The organism is Bacillus testis (genome assembly GCF_001243895.1).
Classification (GTDB): Bacteria; Bacillota; Bacilli; order Bacillales; family DSM-1321; genus Bacillus_AD; species Bacillus_AD testis.
In genome coordinates this window covers 3,846,153-3,864,777 of sequence record NZ_LN851186.1, presented here as the reverse complement: position 1 = coordinate 3,864,777, position 18,625 = coordinate 3,846,153, and the positions used below count along the sequence as shown (strand labels likewise).

Genomic DNA, 18,625 nt, shown 5'->3' with positions numbered 1-18,625 from the left:
CCGGGGGTTGTAAGGCCCTTTTTTGTGTGGGGCCCATTTGACCGTTTAAGCGGCGGCATGGGTATAATAAGAGGAAGCGGCACATTGATTCTCCTGGCAGATGGGGCAATTTTGTGGCAAAAGAACTATAAAAAGAGAAAAGAATCGTTAAATAATAGTTGGAAACGCTGGGAAATATTTTATAATAGATAAAAGGGAGGAAATTCCATGGCTAACGTACTGTTCGTATGCACAGGGAATACATGCAGAAGTCCTATGGCAGAAGCATTGATGAAAAGTAAGCAACCGTTACATATAGAGGTGAGATCAGCTGGAGTCTTTGCCCAATCGGGCCAAAATGCTTCCGTTCATGCTCGGGAAGTGCTTGCCGACCACCAGATTGAGTGTAGGCATTCAGCGAAGATGCTGACAATGGAGGAATTGGAATGGGCGGATTATGTGTTGGCAATGACCCGCTCGCACCAACGCATGATTGAGCAACAATATCCTCAGTTCCAAGGCAAGATTTTTACACTGAAGGAATTTGTCGGCGTGAAGGCTGGCTCCTTGGATGTACTTGATCCGTTTGGAGGGTCGAAGGAGGATTATCAGGCAACCTATGAAGAATTGAATCAACTGATTGATTCCTTGATCGAGCGATTGAGCAGGAATTGAGTTGAGCATAAAGGGATTATAGGGATACCGTGATTGACTGCGATTGTAGGGAGAAGGAACATGGGAATACGGGGGGACTGGGAATGGAAGAGAAAAAAGTTTTTCGGTTTGGGCTTAGGAAGAAACTGGCGCTGTTTATCACTGTTGTTGCAATGATTACGTATTCAATCAGCGGGATCTGTATTTATATTCTGCACCCAATGTTTTTCAGCGGAATCAACCAAGTGGCATTTGCCGTCATCACCCTGCTGCTCGGAACCATCTGGTCGGGCATTATTGCTTTTTTTGCCGCCGGTGTGGTTGTGAAGCCGTTGGAAAACTTGGAAAAGGTCGCAATTAAAGCTTCAGAGGGAAATATAAAAGATGATTTGAAGGTATCGAAATCGGATGATGAGATTCGCTCGCTGGGTATGGCGTTTAACAAGATGCTCCATAATCTGCGGGATATGGTACAGAGCATTGAACAGAATTTTACCCTCACCAACGAGAAAGTGGTGACGATATCAGATGCCTCAACGGTGGCTGCCCAGCAGGCGGATCATATTTCACGGACAATCCATGAAATTTCCATGGGAGCCGATAGTTCAGCCATTTCCATCCAGAATACGGCTGAGTCGGTAGAGGAAATCATTACAATCGCCAAGACGGTACAGGAAAAGGCAAGGATATCTGCTGATTCATCAGCCAATATGGTGAATGAATTGATTGAAAGCAAAAAAGTGATCCATTCACTGATTACGGGTATCCAGAACCTTGCAAAGGAGAATCAGGATTCTTTATCAGCGGTTAAACGCCTGGAAGAGAATGCGAAAAAGGTGGAGCAAATCATCCAGCTCGTGGGCGATATTGCTGCCCAAACCAATCTGCTCGCATTGAATGCCTCCATTGAAGCGGCCAGAGCGGGAGACCATGGTAAAGGGTTTGCGGTTGTGGCGGAAGAGGTCCGTTTATTGGCCGATGAAAGCGCCAAGGCTGTCCAGGGAATATCCGATTTGATCCAGAATATCCAGCAGGATGTGACGGGAGTGGTTGGCCAGATCAGCGATCAAGTGAAGATTGCTGACAGAGAAGCGGAAAAGGGAGCAGCAACGAATGAAATCATTGAAGAAATGACTGCGACCGTCCATAAAGTGGCAGAAGAAGTAAAGGATATAACAGCCTTGGTCGACTGCCAAATGGAAAGCATCGAGCGTACGTCCATGCAGTCGCAGGAAGTGGCCGCCATTGCCGAGGAAACGTCCGCCGCTGCCGGTGAGGTTGCCGCCTCTTCCCGGGAACAGACACAAGTGATCGAGAACGTCGAACATATGACAGCCGATCTTCAGGAGCAAGCGGATAAGCTAAAAAACACGATAACCCGTTTTCATGTTTGAATGAAATCTCCAGGCAGGTGCCTGGGGATTTTTTGCTAAAATGGTCCCCATTCTGAGAGGGTGCTTGTTCAAATAGGATAGAATTCTTATGGTTGTACATCTTTTTAATAGAGGAATGATTAGGTAGAATAGAAATAGATGACGAAATTCAGAGAGAGCAAAAGGAGAAGATAAAGAATGAAAGTAGCGATTGCATCTGATCACGGCGGTATCCATATCCGCCAGGAACTAAAAGCGTTAATGGACGAAATGGGAATCCAATACGAAGACTTTGGGTGCGAATGCGACACATCCGTTGATTATCCTGATTATGCCCTGCCAGTTGCAAAAAAAGTGGCGGAGGGCGAGTTTGATCGCGGCATCCTTGTCTGTGGGACTGGGATTGGCATGAGCATCGCTGCAAATAAAGTGAAAGGCATCCGCTGCGCTCTGGCACACGATACATTCAGCGCACGCGCGACTCGCCAGCATAATGATACCAATGTACTAGCATTGGGAGAAAGAGTGATCGGCCCAGGGCTAGCGCGCGATATCGCCCAAATTTGGCTGACTACAGAATTTGAAGGCGGCCGGCATGAGAACCGCGTCAATAAGATTACTGAGTACGAGAATTCTAATCCTACCTTATAGGGGGCAGTGAACATGGAAGATGAAAGAATCCATCCATATGATGTGGAAGAGATGAAACAACAGTTGGAGAGCATCCTTGACAATCTGAAACAGCATCCGGATTTCGCCCGCTGTAAAGTCCTGGTGGTAGGCTGCAGTACATCGGAAGTGATCGGCAAGGCGATAGGGACCAGCGGCACGGTGAAGGTGGCGGAAGCCATTTTCCAAACCGTGCAGCATTTCTGCAAGAAGAACCAAATCCAAGTGGCATTCCAATGCTGTGAGCACTTGAACAGAGCATTAGTGACCGAAGCCAAAACGATGGCCGAAGGGCGTTATGAAGAAGTATCCGTTGTTCCTGTACGATCGGCAGGCGGGGCGTTGGCCACTTATGCCTATAATCATCTTAAGGAGCCTGTGGTCATTGAGTTTATTAAGGCTGACGCAGGGATCGACATCGGCAGCACGTTGATCGGCATGCATCTTAAGCATGTGGCTGTGCCTGTGCGATGCGAGACAACACATGTCGGAAAAGCTTATGTGACCGCAGCTGTCACACGCCCAAAATTGATCGGCGGCATGCGTGCTGTCTACGAAGTGATCCGTTGATGGCACTGCCTTTTTAAAAAAATCAGTTAGTGAAAAGTAGATTTGTTGTCAGGTAATGATGAAAATACGAACATTATTAGATTTCTATCATAAAAAGTTCGTTATTTTAGAATGAAAGTTATATAATAGGATTACGCCAATATACTACCAACATGAAAGTGAACATGTTAGAATATAGTAGAATTTTCAAAAAAATAGACTGTTATAATTTGCTGGACATTCATGTAGACAGAAAATTCGGGGAAACAATCGGTGGAAAGCTATATGATGCCCTATAGCAGAGTGTTAGAATACTGACAGGTCATAGCCGATAATGGCAAGCGATTTAAGGAGGATGGCAATGAAACATGTACAAGAGCAAGACCGGCAAGTGTTTGAAGTAATTCAAAATGAATTGAAGAGACAGAGAACAAAAATTGAATTGATCGCTTCCGAGAACTTTGTAAGCGAGGCAGTCATGGAAGCTCAAGGATCCGTTCTGACCAATAAATATGCGGAAGGCTACCCTGGCAAGCGTTATTATGGCGGCTGTGAGCATGTGGATGTAGTGGAGGATTTGGCCAGAGACCGCGCCAAAGAGATTTTTGGAGCAGACCATGCCAATGTCCAGCCCCATTCCGGCGCCCAGGCAAATATGGCTGTCTACTTTACTATTCTGGAGCCTGGCGATACGGTGCTTGGCATGAACTTGTCGCACGGCGGCCATTTAACACATGGAAGCCCGGTGAACTTCAGCGGTGTGCTTTATCATTTTGTTGACTATGGCGTGGATGAAGACACCCACTTAATCAACTATGAGGATGTATTGCAGAAGGCAAAAGAACATAAGCCGAAGCTAATCGTCGCAGGTGCCAGCGCTTATCCCCGTGAAATCGACTTCCAGAAATTTCGTGAAATCGCAGATGAAGTAGGGGCATATCTAATGGTGGACATGGCCCATATTGCCGGACTTGTTGCCGCTGGATTGCATCCAAATCCAGTGCCTTATGCTGATTTTGTGACAACGACTACGCATAAAACGTTACGGGGCCCTCGTGGCGGCATGATTCTGTGCAAAGAAGAATATGCTAAAAAAATCGACAAATCTATCTTCCCTGGTATCCAAGGCGGCCCATTGATGCATGTCATTGCAGCCAAAGCGGTTGCATTAGGTGAAGTGCTTGCGCCTTCTTTCAAAGACTATGCGGCTAAAATCGTCACAAATGCAAAACGTTTGGCGGATGCGCTGAAAAAAGAAGGTTTCCAGTTGGTATCAGATGGAACGGATAACCATCTATTATTGGTGGATGTTCGTACGGTTAACCTAACAGGCAAAGCGGCAGAGCATATTTTGGATGAAGTCGGCATCACCGTCAATAAGAACACTATTCCATTCGACCCTGAGAGCCCATTCGTCACAAGCGGAATCCGGATTGGGACAGCTGCTGTTACAACACGGGGCTTTACAGAAGAAGATATGGATGAAATTGCGGCCATTATTTCACTTGCGTTGAAAAACCCAGAAGACCAAGAAAGCCAATCACAAGCCAAAAAACGGGTGGAAGCTTTATCTGGCAAATATGAGCTGTATCCATCCCTTTAATGAAATAGACAAGAGACTGCCATCATGTTGGCGGTCTTTTTCTTGTGCAGGAAAGAGGGCATGGAAGGCAGGCCTTTTGCCAAAAGGGGTAAAGGTGTCCGTATTAAAAAAGTATAGTATTCCTTTCGAAAATATACCGTACCTAAGATGACCGGCCGCACAAAAAATATACCGTACCTAAGATGACCATTTGAAATAGAGAAGAGAGAAATGATCATTTTTAAAAGTGAAAAGGATTATTTTTATTTCCAAAAAAGAGAGAAAAAAATATACCGTACAGAAGAGCGGGACATCCGGGGTATAATGACGTTGAAGCATTGTCATCTTAGCGACACTTTAGCAAGTGTATTGCTACATACAGGCTTTTTAATGTAGAATGAACAGAAGTGTGCGATTTCCTAAGAATCTAAAATAAGAAAAGGAGCGATCCTTCATGACTAAGGTTTATGTATTCGATCACCCATTAATTCAGCACAAACTAACATACATTCGCGATAAAGCGACTGGAACAAAAGAATTCCGTGAACTAGTTGACGAAGTTGCCACATTGATGGCATTCGAAATCACCCGCGATCTTCCATTGGAAGAAGTGGATGTAGAGACACCTGTAGAAGTGTCTAAATCCAAAATACTTTCAGGGAAAAAATTAGGCATCGTGCCAATCCTGCGTGCAGGCATTGGAATGGTGGATGGCATCCTTAAGCTGATTCCTGCTGCAAAAGTGGGACATATCGGTCTATACAGAGATCCTAAAACGTTGAAACCTGTTGAATATTACGTGAAGCTGCCAAGCGACATTGAAGAAAGAGATTTTATCGTAGTAGACCCGATGCTTGCAACAGGCGGTTCTGCGATCGAAGCGATCAATTCATTGAAAAAACGAGGCGGCAAGAACATTAAATTCATGTGCTTGATTGCTGCTCCAGAAGGTGTGGACGCTTTGAAGGAAGCGCATCCTGATGTGGATATCTACATCGCTGCACTTGATGAAAAGCTGAATGAAAAAGGATATATCGTCCCTGGATTGGGAGATGCAGGAGACCGTCTATTCGGCACTAAATAAGAGGAAAAGGGGATAAACATGAGCCAGCGCATAAAGGTAATGACAATCTTCGGGACAAGACCTGAAGCTATCAAAATGGCACCACTAGTCTTAGAACTTCAAAATCAATCACAGCATTTTGAATCAATCGTAACCGTAACTGCTCAACACCGCCAAATGCTGGATCAAGTGTTGGAAATTTTCTCGATTCAACCTGATCACGATCTGAACATAATGAAGGACCGCCAAACGTTAATTGACGTGACGACCCGCGGCTTGGAAGGATTGGACAAAGTCATGAAAGAAGTGAAGCCTGACATTGTCCTTGTTCATGGGGATACTACGACTACTTTCATCGCGGCATTGGCAGCCTTTTATAATCAAATTGTAGTAGGCCATGTAGAAGCAGGCCTGCGTACTTGGAATAAATATTCTCCATTCCCTGAGGAAATGAACCGTCAATTGACCGGCGTTATGGCAGACCTGCATTTCGCGCCAACGCCAAAAGCGGCACAGAACTTATTGGATGAGAATAAAAAGGAAGATAGCATCTTCATTACCGGAAACACGGCGATTGATGCCTTATCTACCACTGTCAAAGAAGAATACAGCCATCCGGTGTTGGACAAGCTTGGGGATGACCGCCTGATCTTGCTGACTGCCCACCGCCGTGAAAACCTCGGCGAACCGATGCGCAATATGTTCCGCGCTGTGAAGCGTTTGGTCGATGAACATGATGATGTCCAAGTCGTTTATCCGGTACACTTAAATCCGGTAGTCCGGGAAATTGCCGATGAAGTACTGGGGAATGATCCGCGTATCCAGTTGATCGAACCATTGGATGTGTATGACTTCCATAACTTCGCATCCCGTGCGCATTTGATTCTGACAGATTCAGGCGGCGTTCAGGAAGAGGCACCGTCCTTGGCTGTACCTGTGCTTGTTTTGCGTGATACAACCGAACGTCCGGAAGGGATTGAGGCTGGTACGCTTAAACTGGCCGGAACAGAAGAAGAAACGATATACAGTATGGCGAAAGAATTGCTTACTAACAAAGAAGCATATGAAGCTATGGCACATGCGGCCAATCCATACGGCGACGGCCATGCATCGAAGCGAATTGCCGAAGCGATCCGTTACTACTTCAAACAAACAGAAGAAGCGCCAAAGCCATATAATCCAGTGAAATAAGAAACCATTTTTTAAGCACCGTTCATCCGTGGACGGTGCTTTTTCTTTTGTTTCGATCATCTAAAAGGCGGCCGGGTGATGATGCATAGATTCAAACAAAAGGAACAAGATAAAAATGGGAGGGATAATATGGGCAAAAATAAGTTTCTTCTATTAATATGCGTTCTTATTACAGTTTGGGCATATAAACCTGATGAGGCGGGAGCTTATCAAGAATATCGGAAAAAAGGTACAGGCAAGTCAACTGTCATGATTGTGATGTACCATTCCGAAAATGACAGGCAAGCAATAATGGAGCAGGTGAAGCAGTTTCCCGGGTTGCATATTCGCCGGGAATACCACGCTTCCATCCGGGGATTTTCAATAGAAGGAAGCCGTTCCGCCCTCTTGGCATTGAGAAAACGGCTTAAACAGGGAAATAACCTATATGATGTTACGACCTATCGCCATGCCGCTGCTGATAGTGTCCCTTTTATCGGAACGGACACGGTCAGAGGAATGTACGATACCAAGAACCAAAGGCTGACGGGCAAGGGTGTAAAGGTAGGCGTCATAGATACAGGGATTGATTACAATCACCCGGATTTGAGCAGGGCCTATAAAGGGGGAAGGGATGCAATCGACCTGGATAATGATCCGATGGAGACCAAAGGTTCTTCTGAAAGAGCGACGCTCCATGGCACACATGTGGCCGGCGTAATCGCTGCCAACGGAAAGAAAATGGGTGTGGCTCCGGATGTCGAACTGTATGCATATCGGGCTTTGGGACCCGGAGGATCAGGAGATACAGAAAGTGTCATAACAGCCATCGAGATGGCCATCAAAGATAAAATGGACATCATCAATCTGTCCTTGGGCAGTCCTGTCAATGCGCCTGATCTGCCGGTGGCGGAAGCATTGAACGCGGCGGTCGGCTATGGGATCACTGCGGTTGTTTCATCGGGTAATTCTGGTCCGGACGTCTGGTCTGTCGGATCTCCCGGCACTGCTTCGAAAGCGATTTCTGTAGGCGCTTCCTCTCCGCCTTCCCATCGGCCCTATTTGTTGGCCGGATTGGGTAGTACAAGGAGAGAAATTCCGTTGCAACAGATTTTGGGTGCCGCTGTATGGGAGGATCGGTCAAGCTTTGCGCTCGTCGATGGCAAAGATGGAGATGGAAAGGAACTCCGCCACGCTAAAGGAAAAATAGCTCTTATTCAAAGAGGCAAGAAAACGCTATACGAAAAGGTGAGGCAAGCAGAACGTTACGGTGCGTTAGGTGTGATTATCTACAATAACGACAAAGGGAGTTTTGTGGGTGGAACCGTGAAGAACACAGGCATACCAGCCGTTTCCATTAGCAGGGAAGATGGACTATGGCTGAAAAGCCACATAAAGGAAGCGCTTGCCATTAACACCGTTTTTCGAGTTAAGCAGGATTTGATTGCTGATTTCAGCTCGCGCGGGCCTGTTACAGTCAACTGGGAGATAAAGCCTGATGTGGTAGCCCCAGGAATAGATATTGACAGTACTGTGCCGGACGGGTACTTGCTCCTGCAAGGGACAAGTATGGCAGCTCCCCATATAACAGGAGCAGCCGCTCTACTGAAACAGGCACATCCTGATTGGAAGCCGCATCAGATTAAGTCGGCCATTATGACAACTGCAAAGATCCTGAAAAATGAAGAGGGAAAAAGGTACAAGACCTACGAGCAGGGAGCGGGGCGCATCCAGATCGATGAGGCAGTCCGTGCTGATACATTTCTCTATCCAAGCTCCGTAACATTTGGGCTGTTCAATCGTACATATAATTCGGGTGAACACGAACAAACAATCACAATTGAAAACGGATCTCCGGTGACGAAGCATTATTCCTTTACACTTCCTCCTGTCCAATCGGGGCTGGACTGGCATCTTCCCAGAAAGTTCACATTGCGGCCGAAAGAAAAGAAAAAAATTGTGCTAGGATTAACAGTGCATCCAGAGGAATTGAAACAGGGGATATATGATGGATATTTAGAACTGTACGAGAACACCAAACGCCTGCATATCCCGTACCTGTACATGAATGAGGAGCCGGGGCACCCGCGCATGATGGGCTTCCATTTCAGCGGTTTGCAGCAGAAGGGCGTCTACCGTTATGAAATGTACCTGCCATCGGGTGCCGATGAATTGAGCATTGCGTTGTATGACTATGACACCTTCCGTTTTGCCGGTTTTTTGGACCGGGCATATAAGGTGCCGAAAGGCCTGGTTGAAAGGGAAATCAGACAGAAGGCTTCCTTCCAAAAGGGCTTGTACCGGGCTGCCGTTCTGTTGGAGAAAGACGGCCGCAGGGATGAGTTTTATAAATACATTCTGATCCGGTAAAAAGGAACGCTTTCATTTTGAGCGTTTTATGAACTTAGCGGCGAAACCCTTGGGAATATGGCAAATTTCTACATCCTTTCATTGACAACCTATATCTGCTATTGTATTATTACTTAGGGTATAAATTGATAGGGTATTCTAAAAATTTTGTACAACCTTTTTTCTAACTTACCCATGTTGGCAACTTTGGTAAATGAATGCCTTTTCATACTGCAAGATAGCGTGAAGAAGTTGTTGGCTTTACGGTGTTCTTGCTTCTTTCAATGTCTCGAACGATAGGTAATATGTACTGATAGGTAGGCGTTTTCGGTGAAAGTAGTCAAATTTGATATTGCAGCCGAGATGCTATTTTTATTATGTGCATCCTTTTGAAAGTGGCACGTGAGGCTTTTGGGTCCAAAGTATAACCTTCAAAAGACGATAACCGGGGAGAAGATTGAAGAATATGCCAGATATACAATATATGTTTAAAAGGCAGCTAAAGTACATACTCTATCTATTAGCTCTGTATGTGTTAGGCTGGGGTTTCACGAACTATCAGGCTGTTTTTGCCGGATTGATTTTGGGAACAACCGTGGGGTTATTCAACTTATGGCTGCTTGCCAGACGATCCATAAAAATCGGCGAGGTTGCCGCTATGGGGAAAAAAGCCCGCTCTGTCGGAAGTGCTTCCAGGTATGCATCGGCCATTCTAGCCACGTTGATTGCTTTGCGTTATCCTGAGCAAATAAGCATCATCGGCACAGTATTGGGATTAGTGACAGCGACAGTTGTCATAATTATAATTTTCATTATCCATGAAACTAAAGTCAATTACGAGGAAGAGAGGTGAATACTCGTGAATCACAGTGCTCCTATCAAAGAATTTGCCGGCCTGCATTTTAACCTGGCAAATTGCATGATGATACTAATAGCTAGTGTAATCACTTTTTTGGTTGCATTCATTGCCACTCGAAATTTGAAGCTTAAGCCTACAGGGAAGCAGAATCTCATTGAATGGGTTTTAGATTTCGTGAAGAATATCATCAACAGTTCCATGGACTGGAAGACTGGCGCCCGCTTTCTAATGTTGGGCATGACGCTGATCATGTACATATTTATTTCAAATATGCTAGGTCTGCCATTCAGTGTCACATATGGGCATGAGCTATGGTGGAAATCGCCTACAGCTGACCCGGCAGTCACATTATCACTATCAGTAATGGTCTTAGCGTTAACCCATTATTATGGTATACGCATGAGAGGCTTCGGCAACTATGCCAAAAGTTATGTACAACCAATGCCATTATTGCTTCCAATTAAGCTTATGGAAGAATTCGCAAACCCATTGACGTTAGGCCTCCGGCTATACGGAAACATCTATGCAGGTGAAATTTTATTGGGCTTGTTGGCAGGTTTGGCGATACCAGTTGGTTTCGGCACAATCGGTGCATTCATTCCGATGGTTGCTTGGCAAGGGTTCTCTATTTTCGTTGGTGGAATCCAAGCGTTTATTTTCGTTCAGTTAACAATGGTTTATATGTCTCACAAAGTGAGCGATGACCATTAATTATATACAATGATGTAAAAAATTTTAAACATTAAATCAATTCTAGGAGGATTTTTAACATGGGTCTTATAGCAGCTGCAATCGCAATCGGTTTAGGGGCAGTAGGTGCAGGTATCGGTAATGGTTTGCTGATCTCTCGTACAATCGAAGGGATCGCGCGTCAACCAGAACTTCGCGGTACGCTTCAAACAACAATGTTCATCGGTGTTGGTCTAGTAGAGGTACTTCCAATCATCGCGACAGTTATTGCGTTCATGGTTATCGGTAGATAATTGTTTGTTAAAGGTACAATGGCGAAGCTGATACCAATAGACTTCGCCTTCCTTTATTGTTTTCAGAGTCACTGGCCTTTGATCAAGGGCCTTAGAGCAGAAAATTAGAATTCAGTAAATGAATGTTACGATATCATACGTGAATAACTCTTTGAAAGGAGTGAACCAAACGTGTTAACAACGGATCTAGTTCTTGGAGCAGCAACTCCGCACTTCAATGGCGGGGATATCATATTCCAATTGTTATGTTTCATTGTCTTGTTAGCATTACTTAAGAAGTTCGCATGGAAACCCCTTGTGAACATGATGAAAGAGCGTGAAGCACATGTCGCATCCCAAATCGATGAGGCTGAGAAAACACGCGCTGAAGCAAGCCGCTATGTGGAAGAACAGCGTGAACTTTTGAAACAATCCCGTGTGGAAGCACAATCATTGATTGAGAACGCCAGAAAACAAGGCGATATCCAACGTGAAGAAATCGTGACCGCTGCTCGTACAGAAGCGGAACGCATTAAAGATAGTGCCAAACTCGAAATCGTTGCCGAGAAGGAAAAAGCTGTCACAGCTCTTCGCGAGCAAGTGGCTTCTTTATCTGTGCTTATAGCTTCTAAAGTCATTGAGAAAGAACTGAATGAAGCAGATCAAGAGAAGTTAATCAATGAGTATCTTCAAGAGGCAGGAGATAAACAATGAGCAATACAATTATAGCGAATCGCTATGGCGCTGCTCTGTTTGAAATTGCCAAAGAAAAGGGCATGATCGATAGCATCCAGGAGGAAGCCCGCGCAGTCAAAGAAGTGTTTTCTTCCAATCATGATTTCTTAAGTTTTCTTGGCAATCCAAAGATTACAAAGGAACAAAAGAAACAACTTCTATCTGATGCTTTCTCTACCACATCGCAGGATTTTCGAAACACCATCAATTTGATGCTGGATCGCGATCGTGTGGAGGAAATCGCACCGATGGCGGCGCATGTAATCGAGCTGGTGAACGAGGAGAAATCCGTTGCTGAAGCAGCCGTTTATACGACACGCCCGCTGACAGATGCAGAACGAGAATCCATTTCAAGCGTTTTTGCAGCTAAAATTGGAAAGAAATCTTTACACATAGATAATATCGTTAATCCGGAGTTAATCGGCGGCATCAAGCTACGTATCGGAAACCGCATATATGATGGCAGCATCAGCGGCAAGCTTGAACGCTTGGAAAAACAACTATTAAATTAACAATCGTAGATAGGGGTGAATTTCATGGGCATTAAAGCTGAAGAAATCAGTGCGCTGATAAAAAAGCAAATTGAGAACTATCAGTCAGAGATTGAAGTAAGCGATGTAGGAACTGTCATCCAGGTTGGTGACGGTATCGCACGTGTTCATGGTCTAGATAATGTAATGGCAGGAGAGCTAGTTGAATTTTCGAATGGTGTATTGGGCCTTGCCCAAAACCTTGATGAAAACAACGTAGGTCTTGTTATCTTAGGACCTACAAAAGGGATTCGCGAAGGCGATGAAGTTCGCCGTACAGGACGCATCATGGAAGTTCCTGTAGGAGAAGAATTGATTGGCCGCGTCGTAAATCCATTGGGACAACCAGTAGATGGTCTTGGCCCGATCAATGCAACAAAAACTCGTCCAATTGAAAGTCCAGCAACAGGCGTTATGGACCGTAAATCTGTCCATGAACCATTGCAAACAGGTATCAAAGCGATCGATGCCCTTGTGCCGATCGGCCGCGGACAGCGTGAATTGATCATCGGTGACCGCCAAACGGGTAAAACAAGCGTAGCCATCGATACAATTCTTAACCAAAAAGACCAAAATATGATCTGTATCTACGTGGCAATCGGACAAAAAGAATCAACTGTCCGTTCTACAGTAGAAACGCTTCGCAAAAACGGCGCGTTGGAATACTCTATCGTCGTGACTGCTTCTGCATCACAGCCGGCTCCATTGCTGTACCTTGCTCCTTATGCAGGTGTATCCATGGCCGAAGAATTCATGTTCAACGGCAAGCATGTATTGATCGTTTATGATGATCTTTCTAAACAAGCTGCCGCTTACCGTGAGCTGTCCTTGCTGCTTCGCCGTCCTCCAGGCCGTGAAGCATTCCCAGGGGATGTATTCTACTTGCACTCACGCCTATTGGAGCGCGCTGCGAAATTGAGCGATGCTCACGGAGCAGGTTCTATCACTGCCTTGCCTTTCGTAGAGACGCAAGCAGGCGATATCTCTGCTTATATCCCAACAAACGTTATCTCCATCACAGATGGACAAATCTTCTTACAATCCGACCTATTCTTCTCTGGTGTCCGTCCAGCGATCAATGCCGGTCTTTCCGTATCACGGGTAGGGGGTTCCGCTCAGATCAAAGCGATGAAAAAGGTAGCAGGTACACTGCGTCTTGACCTTGCTTCATTCCGTGAGTTGGAAGCATTCTCCCAGTTCGGTTCAGATTTGGACAAAGCGACTCAGGATAAATTGAATCGCGGTGCGCGTACAGTAGAAGTATTGAAACAGGATTTAAATAAACCGCTAAAAGTTGAAAAGCAAGTCATGATTCTATATGCATTGACTCGTGGATTCTTAGATGATATTCCAGTTGAAGATATCCGCCGCTTCGAGGCAGAGTTCTTAAGCTGGTTAGACCAAAACCACCAACCATTGTTGGATGTTATCCGCACAACAGGAAACCTTCCTGAAGACAAAGATATGGTAGATGCCATCACTGCTTTCAAGAAGACATTCGCTGTTTCTGCATAAGATCTTTAACTAATGGAAAAAGGGTGGTGAGAAAGAATGGCATCTTTACGCGATATTAAGTCTCGAATCACTTCAACGAAGAAAACGAGCCAGATCACAAAAGCTATGGAAATGGTCTCTGCCTCTAAATTGAGCCGTGCGGAATCTAATGCAAAATCATTTGTTCCATACATGGAAAAGATTCAAGAGGTGGTTGCCAGTGTCGCTTTGGGAAGTGGCAACGGATCGCATCCAATGCTGGTGAGCCGCCCAGTGAAAAAGACGGGTTACGTCGTGATCACTTCTGACCGCGGCCTGGCTGGAGCTTATAACAGCAGCGTCCTGCGTCACGTCTTTCAAGCGATTAAGCAACGCCATAAGTCTGAAGATGAGTATGCAATCATTGTAATCGGCCGTGTTGGTAGGGATTTCTTCAAAGCGCGCAAAATGAATATCGTGCTGGAAATCCTTGGCGTGTCCGACCATCCGAACTTTGAGGATATCCGCAGCATCACTAAGCAAGCTGTAGGAATGTTCGCTGATGGCACACTGGATGAACTGTATCTGTACTACAATCATTTTATCAGCGCAATCCAGCAGGAAGTCACTACGAAAAAATTGCTTCCTCTTGCTGATATAGCGACGAATGAGAAAATGACTTCTTATGAATTCGAACCTTCACCGGAAGAAATTTTGGAAGTATTGCTTCCTCAATATGCGGAAAGTTTGATTTACGGAGCATTGCTTGACGGCAAAGCCAGTGAGCATGCAGCCCGTATGACAGCGATGAGAAGCGCTACAGATAATGCTACAGAATTGATCAACGGCTTATCGTTGGTTTATAACCGTGCACGACAAGCAGCAATCACACAAGAAATCACCGAAATCGTCGGTGGAGCAGCTGCATTAGAATAGAAGATGCACAGGAGGAAGAGAAGAACAAATTTCTTCTCGTTCCCCTGTCATCGATTGTTGTAAAAGTTATGATAGGAGGGAAAACGATGAATAAAGGACATATTACCCAAGTTATGGGTCCAGTTGTTGACGTGAAGTTCGGCAATGGCCAGCTTCCTGAAATGTACAATGCATTGAAAGTTGTCAATGCATCAACTGGAGACACAATTACACTTGAAGTAGCCCTTCATTTAGGTGACGATACAGTTCGTACTGTTGCCATGTCTTCAACAGATGGACTAACTCGTGGTGCTGAGGTTGAGGATACAGGTGCTCCTATTTCTGTCCCTGTAGGAGATGTCACTTTAGGACGTGTATTCAACGTTTTAGGCGAAAATATAGATTTGGATAAACCGCTGCCTGAGAGTGTGCGCAGAGATCCAATCCACAGACAGGCACCGACATTTGAACAGCTTTCCACACAGGTGGAAATCCTAGAAACAGGAATCAAGGTCGTTGACTTGCTTGCACCATATATCAAAGGTGGTAAGATCGGTCTGTTCGGTGGTGCTGGTGTAGGTAAAACTGTATTGATCCAGGAATTGATCAACAATATCGCGCAAGAGCATGGCGGTATTTCCGTATTCGCGGGTGTTGGTGAACGTACTCGTGAAGGAAATGACTTGTACTATGAAATGAGCGATTCAGGCGTTATCAAGAAAACAGCAATGGTCTTCGGCCAAATGAACGAGCCGCCTGGCGCACGTATGCGTGTTGCCTTGACAGGTTTGACAATGGCAGAATTCTTCCGTGATGAAGAAGGACAAGACGTGCTGTTCTTTATCGATAACATTTTCCGATTCACTCAAGCTGGTTCCGAGGTATCCGCGTTGCTTGGCCGTATGCCATCTGCCGTTGGTTACCAACCGACATTGGCTACAGAAATGGGCCAATTGCAAGAGCGTATCACATCTACAAATAAAGGTTCTGTTACATCCATCCAAGCGATCTATGTACCAGCCGATGACTATACCGATCCGGCGCCGGCTACAACATTCGCCCACTTGGATGCTACAACTAACCTTGAGCGTAAACTATCAGAAATGGGTATCTATCCAGCGGTGGATCCACTTGCTTCCACTTCCCGTGCGCTTTCTCCAGAGATTGTCGGCGAAGAGCACTATAAGGTTGCCCGTGATGTACAACAAATGCTTCAACGCTATAAAGAACTTCAAGATATCATCGCCATCCTTGGTATGGATGAATTATCTGAAGAAGATAAGTTGATCGTTGGACGTGCGCGTCGTGTTCAAAACTTCTTATCACAAAACTTCCACGTAGCTGAACAGTTTACTGGCCAACCAGGTTCATATGTTCCTGTAAAAGAAACAGTAAGTGGTTTCAAAGAAATTCTGGAAGGTAAGTATGATGATCTGCCAGAAGATGCATTCCGTTTGGTTGGACGCATCGAAGAAGTTGTTGAAAAAGCAAAATCAATGGCTTAATTCAGGGACCTAGGAGGGTATGAAATGAAGACGGTAGAAGTCAGTGTTGTCACTCCCGATGGCCCAGTATTTAACGGTGAAGCCGAAATGGTCAGCACAAAAGCCAAAAGCGGTGAGCTTGGTATTTTGCCGGGCCATATCGCAATGGTAGCTCCTTTAGAAATTGGAGCTGTGCGCATTAAGCAAGGCGGAAAGACGGAATTTGTCGCTGTCAGCGGCGGTTTCCTGGAAGTCCGTCCCGATAAGGTTACTATTTTAGCCCAAACGGCCGAACTAGCAGAAAACATTGATATTGCTAGAGCAATGGCTGCCAAGTCAAGGGCAGAACATCTTCTGCACGATCAGCAACGTAATGTAGATGCAAAAAGAGCTGAGTTGGCGTTAAAACGTGCCATCAACCGAATTAACATATATGAAAGCCTGAAATAAATAAGGAAAGTCTGCATGGAAACATGCAGGCTTTTTTTTGTGCTGTTTTTTCGTTTTTGCCGACAAAAAGAAATTCTATAAATAAAATAGGCACCCGTCTAATATGCTTGTATAAGGACGGATTGGGTTTTGATAGTAAACAAGGGGGAGTGGCATGGATTCATTGCACGTTTACCAGAATAATTATGTCATTGTGCTGATTTTCTTATGTCTGGGTGTATTACTGCCTGTGGTTGCCCTTTTTATCGGCAAATGGTTAAGGCCCTACAAGCCTTCAGCGGAGAAGTATACGACCTACGAGAGCGGAATTGAGCCGTTTCAAGATTCAAGGGGCCAATTTAATGTCCGCTATTATATGTTTGCCTTGTTGTTCGTCATTTTTGACGTGGAAACCGTTTTTCTCTATCCGTGGGCAGTAGCATTCGATCAGCTAGGATTGTTTGCCTTGATAGAAATGATGCTTTTTGTGGCCGTGTTGCTTATTGGACTAATATATGCATGGAAAAAGAAGGTGCTGAAATGGACTTGAAATTGGACGGCATTACTCAGCAAGAGATGAAAGAACTGCGGCAGAATGTCTTTCTCGCCACATTGGAACAAGTGAAAGGATGGGCAAGGAGCAATTCTCTGTGGCCGATGACTTTTGGACTGGCCTGCTGCGCCATCGAAATGATGGGAGTAGGGGCTTCCCATTATGATCTGGATCGGTTTGGTTCCTTCTTCCGCACCTCGCCGCGCCAGTCGGATGTCATGATTGTCTCCGGGACTGTCACGAAGAAAATGGCCCCTATCATCCGTAGGCTCTATGACCAAATGCCGGAGCCGAAATGGGTCATTGCCATGGGCTCTTGCGCCACAGCCGGGGGACCGTATGTTTATTCATACAGTGTAGTGAAAGGAGTCGACCAGATTGTGCCGGTCGATGTCTATATACCGGGATGCCCGCCGAATCCGGCTGCCCTAATGTATGGAATCAATAAGCTCCGTGAAAAAATCCGCTATGAAGCCAAGCATGGAAAGCGGGTGATGTAAAAGTGAAAGAAAAGCAACTGTCTCAGCAACCATCGGCAACCATTGAACCCATTAATCCCAACCAAACATTGCCCTCATCCCAAGAAACGATTCCTTCAAAAGAAGATAACCTTCATCAACCGCATAAGGGAGCTCCAACAGAACAGATATCGGTCAAACCCATAGAAGAAACCACAAAAACAACCACCGATCCTGACTTGCAAGCAGAAACCGAAAAAGCCAAGAAAATAGCGGAAGCCAAAGCGAAGGCGGCACTGTTGGCAAAAGAGCGCGCTGCCAAAAGAAAAAAGGAAACAGCAGCGGAAGAACGAGTGCCTTCACCCAATCAGCCGGCCTTGGATCGCATGATCGCGCGGATCGAACAGCGGCTTGGCAAAGAAACGATCCATTCGGCTGCCATCAACCGGCTGTCAAAGCATCTTCCTGTCATTGAAACCTTACCTGAGCACTACTATACATTGGCTTCCTTCTTGAAAGACGATGGGGAAATGCAGTTTGATTATTTGGCTGAATTGCATGCAACAGATTTCATCGACCATTTTGAGGTCTATGTGCAGCTGTGCTCTTCCACATACCGGCACTCAGTCGCCGTAAAAGTGAAAGTCGACCGCCATAATCCGGTTTTACCTACTCTTTCATCTTTATGGAAGGGGGCTGATTGGCCGGAGTGCGAGGTGTATGACCTTTTGGGCATCACCTTCACCAATCATCCAAACCTTAAACGCCTGCTTCTTGGCGAGGACTGGGTGGGGCATCCGCTAAGAAAGGATTATGAACCGTATGATGGGGAGGTGTAA

General features: G+C 45.5%; 20 protein-coding genes and 1 pseudogene. All 21 read left to right on the top strand.

What is annotated here, in order from left to right:
- The first annotated feature begins 207 nt into the window (after positions 1–207).
- The 21 genes and pseudogenes from BN1765_RS19045 to BN1765_RS18950 all read left to right on the top strand — a co-directional run bounded on the left by BN1765_RS19045 (position 208) and on the right by BN1765_RS18950 (position 18,625).
- Positions 208–654: a low molecular weight protein arginine phosphatase gene (locus tag BN1765_RS19045; RefSeq protein ID WP_050616603.1), complete on the top strand. Its 447-nt coding sequence runs from the start codon at positions 208–210 to the stop codon at positions 652–654.
- 83 nt (positions 655–737) lie between these two features.
- Positions 738–1,088, top strand: a pseudogene (locus BN1765_RS20860) (HAMP domain-containing protein); the annotation flags it as partial.
- A complete protein-coding gene (locus BN1765_RS19040; RefSeq protein ID WP_390621211.1) occupies positions 1,065–2,027 on the top strand; it encodes a methyl-accepting chemotaxis protein in 963 nt (320 codons plus the stop codon). The pseudogene BN1765_RS20860 and the gene BN1765_RS19040, both read left to right, overlap by 24 nt.
- A gap of 177 nt (positions 2,028–2,204) precedes the next feature.
- A complete protein-coding gene (gene rpiB / locus BN1765_RS19035; protein WP_050616601.1) occupies positions 2,205–2,657 on the top strand; it encodes a ribose 5-phosphate isomerase B in 453 nt (150 codons plus the stop codon).
- Between the two features lie 12 nt (positions 2,658–2,669).
- Complete coding sequence (locus tag BN1765_RS19030) at positions 2,670–3,245, top strand: TIGR01440 family protein (RefSeq protein WP_050616600.1); 576 nt, start codon at positions 2,670–2,672, stop codon at positions 3,243–3,245.
- A gap of 340 nt (positions 3,246–3,585) precedes the next feature.
- Positions 3,586–4,827: a serine hydroxymethyltransferase gene (locus BN1765_RS19025; protein WP_050616599.1), complete on the top strand. Its 1,242-nt coding sequence runs from the start codon at positions 3,586–3,588 to the stop codon at positions 4,825–4,827.
- Positions 4,828–5,260: 433 nt separating this feature from the next.
- On the top strand, positions 5,261–5,890 hold the full coding sequence (upp, locus tag BN1765_RS19020; protein WP_050616598.1) for a uracil phosphoribosyltransferase: 630 nt from the start codon (positions 5,261–5,263) through the stop codon (positions 5,888–5,890).
- 18 nt (positions 5,891–5,908) lie between these two features.
- Positions 5,909–7,060, top strand: coding sequence for a non-hydrolyzing UDP-N-acetylglucosamine 2-epimerase (wecB, locus tag BN1765_RS19015; RefSeq protein WP_050616597.1), 1,152 nt, complete (start codon positions 5,909–5,911; stop codon positions 7,058–7,060).
- A gap of 129 nt (positions 7,061–7,189) precedes the next feature.
- Positions 7,190–9,409: a S8 family serine peptidase gene (locus BN1765_RS19010; RefSeq protein WP_069203111.1), complete on the top strand. Its 2,220-nt coding sequence runs from the start codon at positions 7,190–7,192 to the stop codon at positions 9,407–9,409.
- Between the two features lie 445 nt (positions 9,410–9,854).
- Positions 9,855–10,241, top strand: a complete 387-nt coding sequence (locus BN1765_RS19005) for an ATP synthase subunit I (RefSeq protein WP_050616595.1) — start codon at positions 9,855–9,857, stop codon at positions 10,239–10,241.
- Between the two features lie 6 nt (positions 10,242–10,247).
- Entirely contained in the window at positions 10,248–10,958 is a 711-nt protein-coding gene (gene atpB, locus BN1765_RS19000) for a F0F1 ATP synthase subunit A (RefSeq protein ID WP_050616594.1), read from the top strand.
- Positions 10,959–11,017: 59 nt separating this feature from the next.
- Positions 11,018–11,230 (top strand): F0F1 ATP synthase subunit C, encoded by a 213-nt coding sequence (atpE, locus tag BN1765_RS18995; protein ID WP_050616593.1) that lies wholly within the window; start codon positions 11,018–11,020, stop codon positions 11,228–11,230.
- A 171-nt stretch (positions 11,231–11,401) separates the two neighbouring features.
- Positions 11,402–11,923 carry a F0F1 ATP synthase subunit B gene (atpF, locus tag BN1765_RS18990; RefSeq protein ID WP_050616592.1) on the top strand — a complete coding sequence of 174 codons (522 nt, stop codon included), beginning with the start codon at positions 11,402–11,404 and terminating at the stop codon, positions 11,921–11,923.
- Positions 11,920–12,456 carry a F0F1 ATP synthase subunit delta gene (locus tag BN1765_RS18985; RefSeq protein ID WP_050616591.1) on the top strand — a complete coding sequence of 179 codons (537 nt, stop codon included), beginning with the start codon at positions 11,920–11,922 and terminating at the stop codon, positions 12,454–12,456. The genes atpF and BN1765_RS18985 overlap by 4 nt, the downstream gene beginning before the upstream one ends.
- Before the next feature lie 24 nt (positions 12,457–12,480).
- Positions 12,481–13,989 (top strand): F0F1 ATP synthase subunit alpha, encoded by a 1,509-nt coding sequence (atpA, locus tag BN1765_RS18980; RefSeq protein WP_050616590.1) that lies wholly within the window; start codon positions 12,481–12,483, stop codon positions 13,987–13,989.
- A 36-nt stretch (positions 13,990–14,025) separates the two neighbouring features.
- Positions 14,026–14,883 (top strand): F0F1 ATP synthase subunit gamma, encoded by an 858-nt coding sequence (locus tag BN1765_RS18975; RefSeq protein ID WP_050616589.1) that lies wholly within the window; start codon positions 14,026–14,028, stop codon positions 14,881–14,883.
- 86 nt (positions 14,884–14,969) lie between these two features.
- Positions 14,970–16,367: a F0F1 ATP synthase subunit beta gene (atpD, locus tag BN1765_RS18970; RefSeq protein WP_050616588.1), complete on the top strand. Its 1,398-nt coding sequence runs from the start codon at positions 14,970–14,972 to the stop codon at positions 16,365–16,367.
- Between the two features lie 24 nt (positions 16,368–16,391).
- Positions 16,392–16,796 (top strand): F0F1 ATP synthase subunit epsilon, encoded by a 405-nt coding sequence (locus BN1765_RS18965; RefSeq protein ID WP_050616587.1) that lies wholly within the window; start codon positions 16,392–16,394, stop codon positions 16,794–16,796.
- Between the two features lie 154 nt (positions 16,797–16,950).
- Complete coding sequence (locus BN1765_RS18960) at positions 16,951–17,325, top strand: NADH-quinone oxidoreductase subunit A (protein ID WP_050616586.1); 375 nt, start codon at positions 16,951–16,953, stop codon at positions 17,323–17,325.
- Positions 17,316–17,828, top strand: coding sequence for a NuoB/complex I 20 kDa subunit family protein (locus tag BN1765_RS18955; RefSeq protein WP_050616585.1), 513 nt, complete (start codon positions 17,316–17,318; stop codon positions 17,826–17,828). The genes BN1765_RS18960 and BN1765_RS18955 overlap by 10 nt, the downstream gene beginning before the upstream one ends.
- A gap of 2 nt (positions 17,829–17,830) precedes the next feature.
- Entirely contained in the window at positions 17,831–18,625 is a 795-nt protein-coding gene (locus BN1765_RS18950; RefSeq protein WP_050616584.1) for an NADH-quinone oxidoreductase subunit C, read from the top strand.

Bases quoted from the DNA above. Each gene is read 5' to 3' on its own strand.
- BN1765_RS19045 (WP_050616603.1), top strand. From the start codon at position 208: ATGGCTAACGTACTGTTCGTATGCACAGGGAATACATGCAGAAGTCCT.
- BN1765_RS19040 (WP_390621211.1), top strand. From the start codon at position 1,065: ATGGCGTTTAACAAGATGCTCCATAATCTGCGGGATATGGTACAGAGC.
- rpiB (WP_050616601.1), top strand. From the start codon at position 2,205: ATGAAAGTAGCGATTGCATCTGATCACGGCGGTATCCATATCCGCCAG.
- BN1765_RS19030 (WP_050616600.1), top strand. From the start codon at position 2,670: ATGGAAGATGAAAGAATCCATCCATATGATGTGGAAGAGATGAAACAA.
- BN1765_RS19025 (WP_050616599.1), top strand. From the start codon at position 3,586: ATGAAACATGTACAAGAGCAAGACCGGCAAGTGTTTGAAGTAATTCAA.
- upp (WP_050616598.1), top strand. From the start codon at position 5,261: ATGACTAAGGTTTATGTATTCGATCACCCATTAATTCAGCACAAACTA.
- wecB (WP_050616597.1), top strand. From the start codon at position 5,909: ATGAGCCAGCGCATAAAGGTAATGACAATCTTCGGGACAAGACCTGAA.
- BN1765_RS19010 (WP_069203111.1), top strand. From the start codon at position 7,190: ATGGGCAAAAATAAGTTTCTTCTATTAATATGCGTTCTTATTACAGTT.
- BN1765_RS19005 (WP_050616595.1), top strand. From the start codon at position 9,855: ATGCCAGATATACAATATATGTTTAAAAGGCAGCTAAAGTACATACTC.
- atpE (WP_050616593.1), top strand. From the start codon at position 11,018: ATGGGTCTTATAGCAGCTGCAATCGCAATCGGTTTAGGGGCAGTAGGT.
- BN1765_RS18985 (WP_050616591.1), top strand. From the start codon at position 11,920: ATGAGCAATACAATTATAGCGAATCGCTATGGCGCTGCTCTGTTTGAA.
- atpA (WP_050616590.1), top strand. From the start codon at position 12,481: ATGGGCATTAAAGCTGAAGAAATCAGTGCGCTGATAAAAAAGCAAATT.
- BN1765_RS18975 (WP_050616589.1), top strand. From the start codon at position 14,026: ATGGCATCTTTACGCGATATTAAGTCTCGAATCACTTCAACGAAGAAA.
- atpD (WP_050616588.1), top strand. From the start codon at position 14,970: ATGAATAAAGGACATATTACCCAAGTTATGGGTCCAGTTGTTGACGTG.
- BN1765_RS18965 (WP_050616587.1), top strand. From the start codon at position 16,392: ATGAAGACGGTAGAAGTCAGTGTTGTCACTCCCGATGGCCCAGTATTT.
- BN1765_RS18960 (WP_050616586.1), top strand. From the start codon at position 16,951: ATGGATTCATTGCACGTTTACCAGAATAATTATGTCATTGTGCTGATT.
- BN1765_RS18955 (WP_050616585.1), top strand. From the start codon at position 17,316: ATGGACTTGAAATTGGACGGCATTACTCAGCAAGAGATGAAAGAACTG.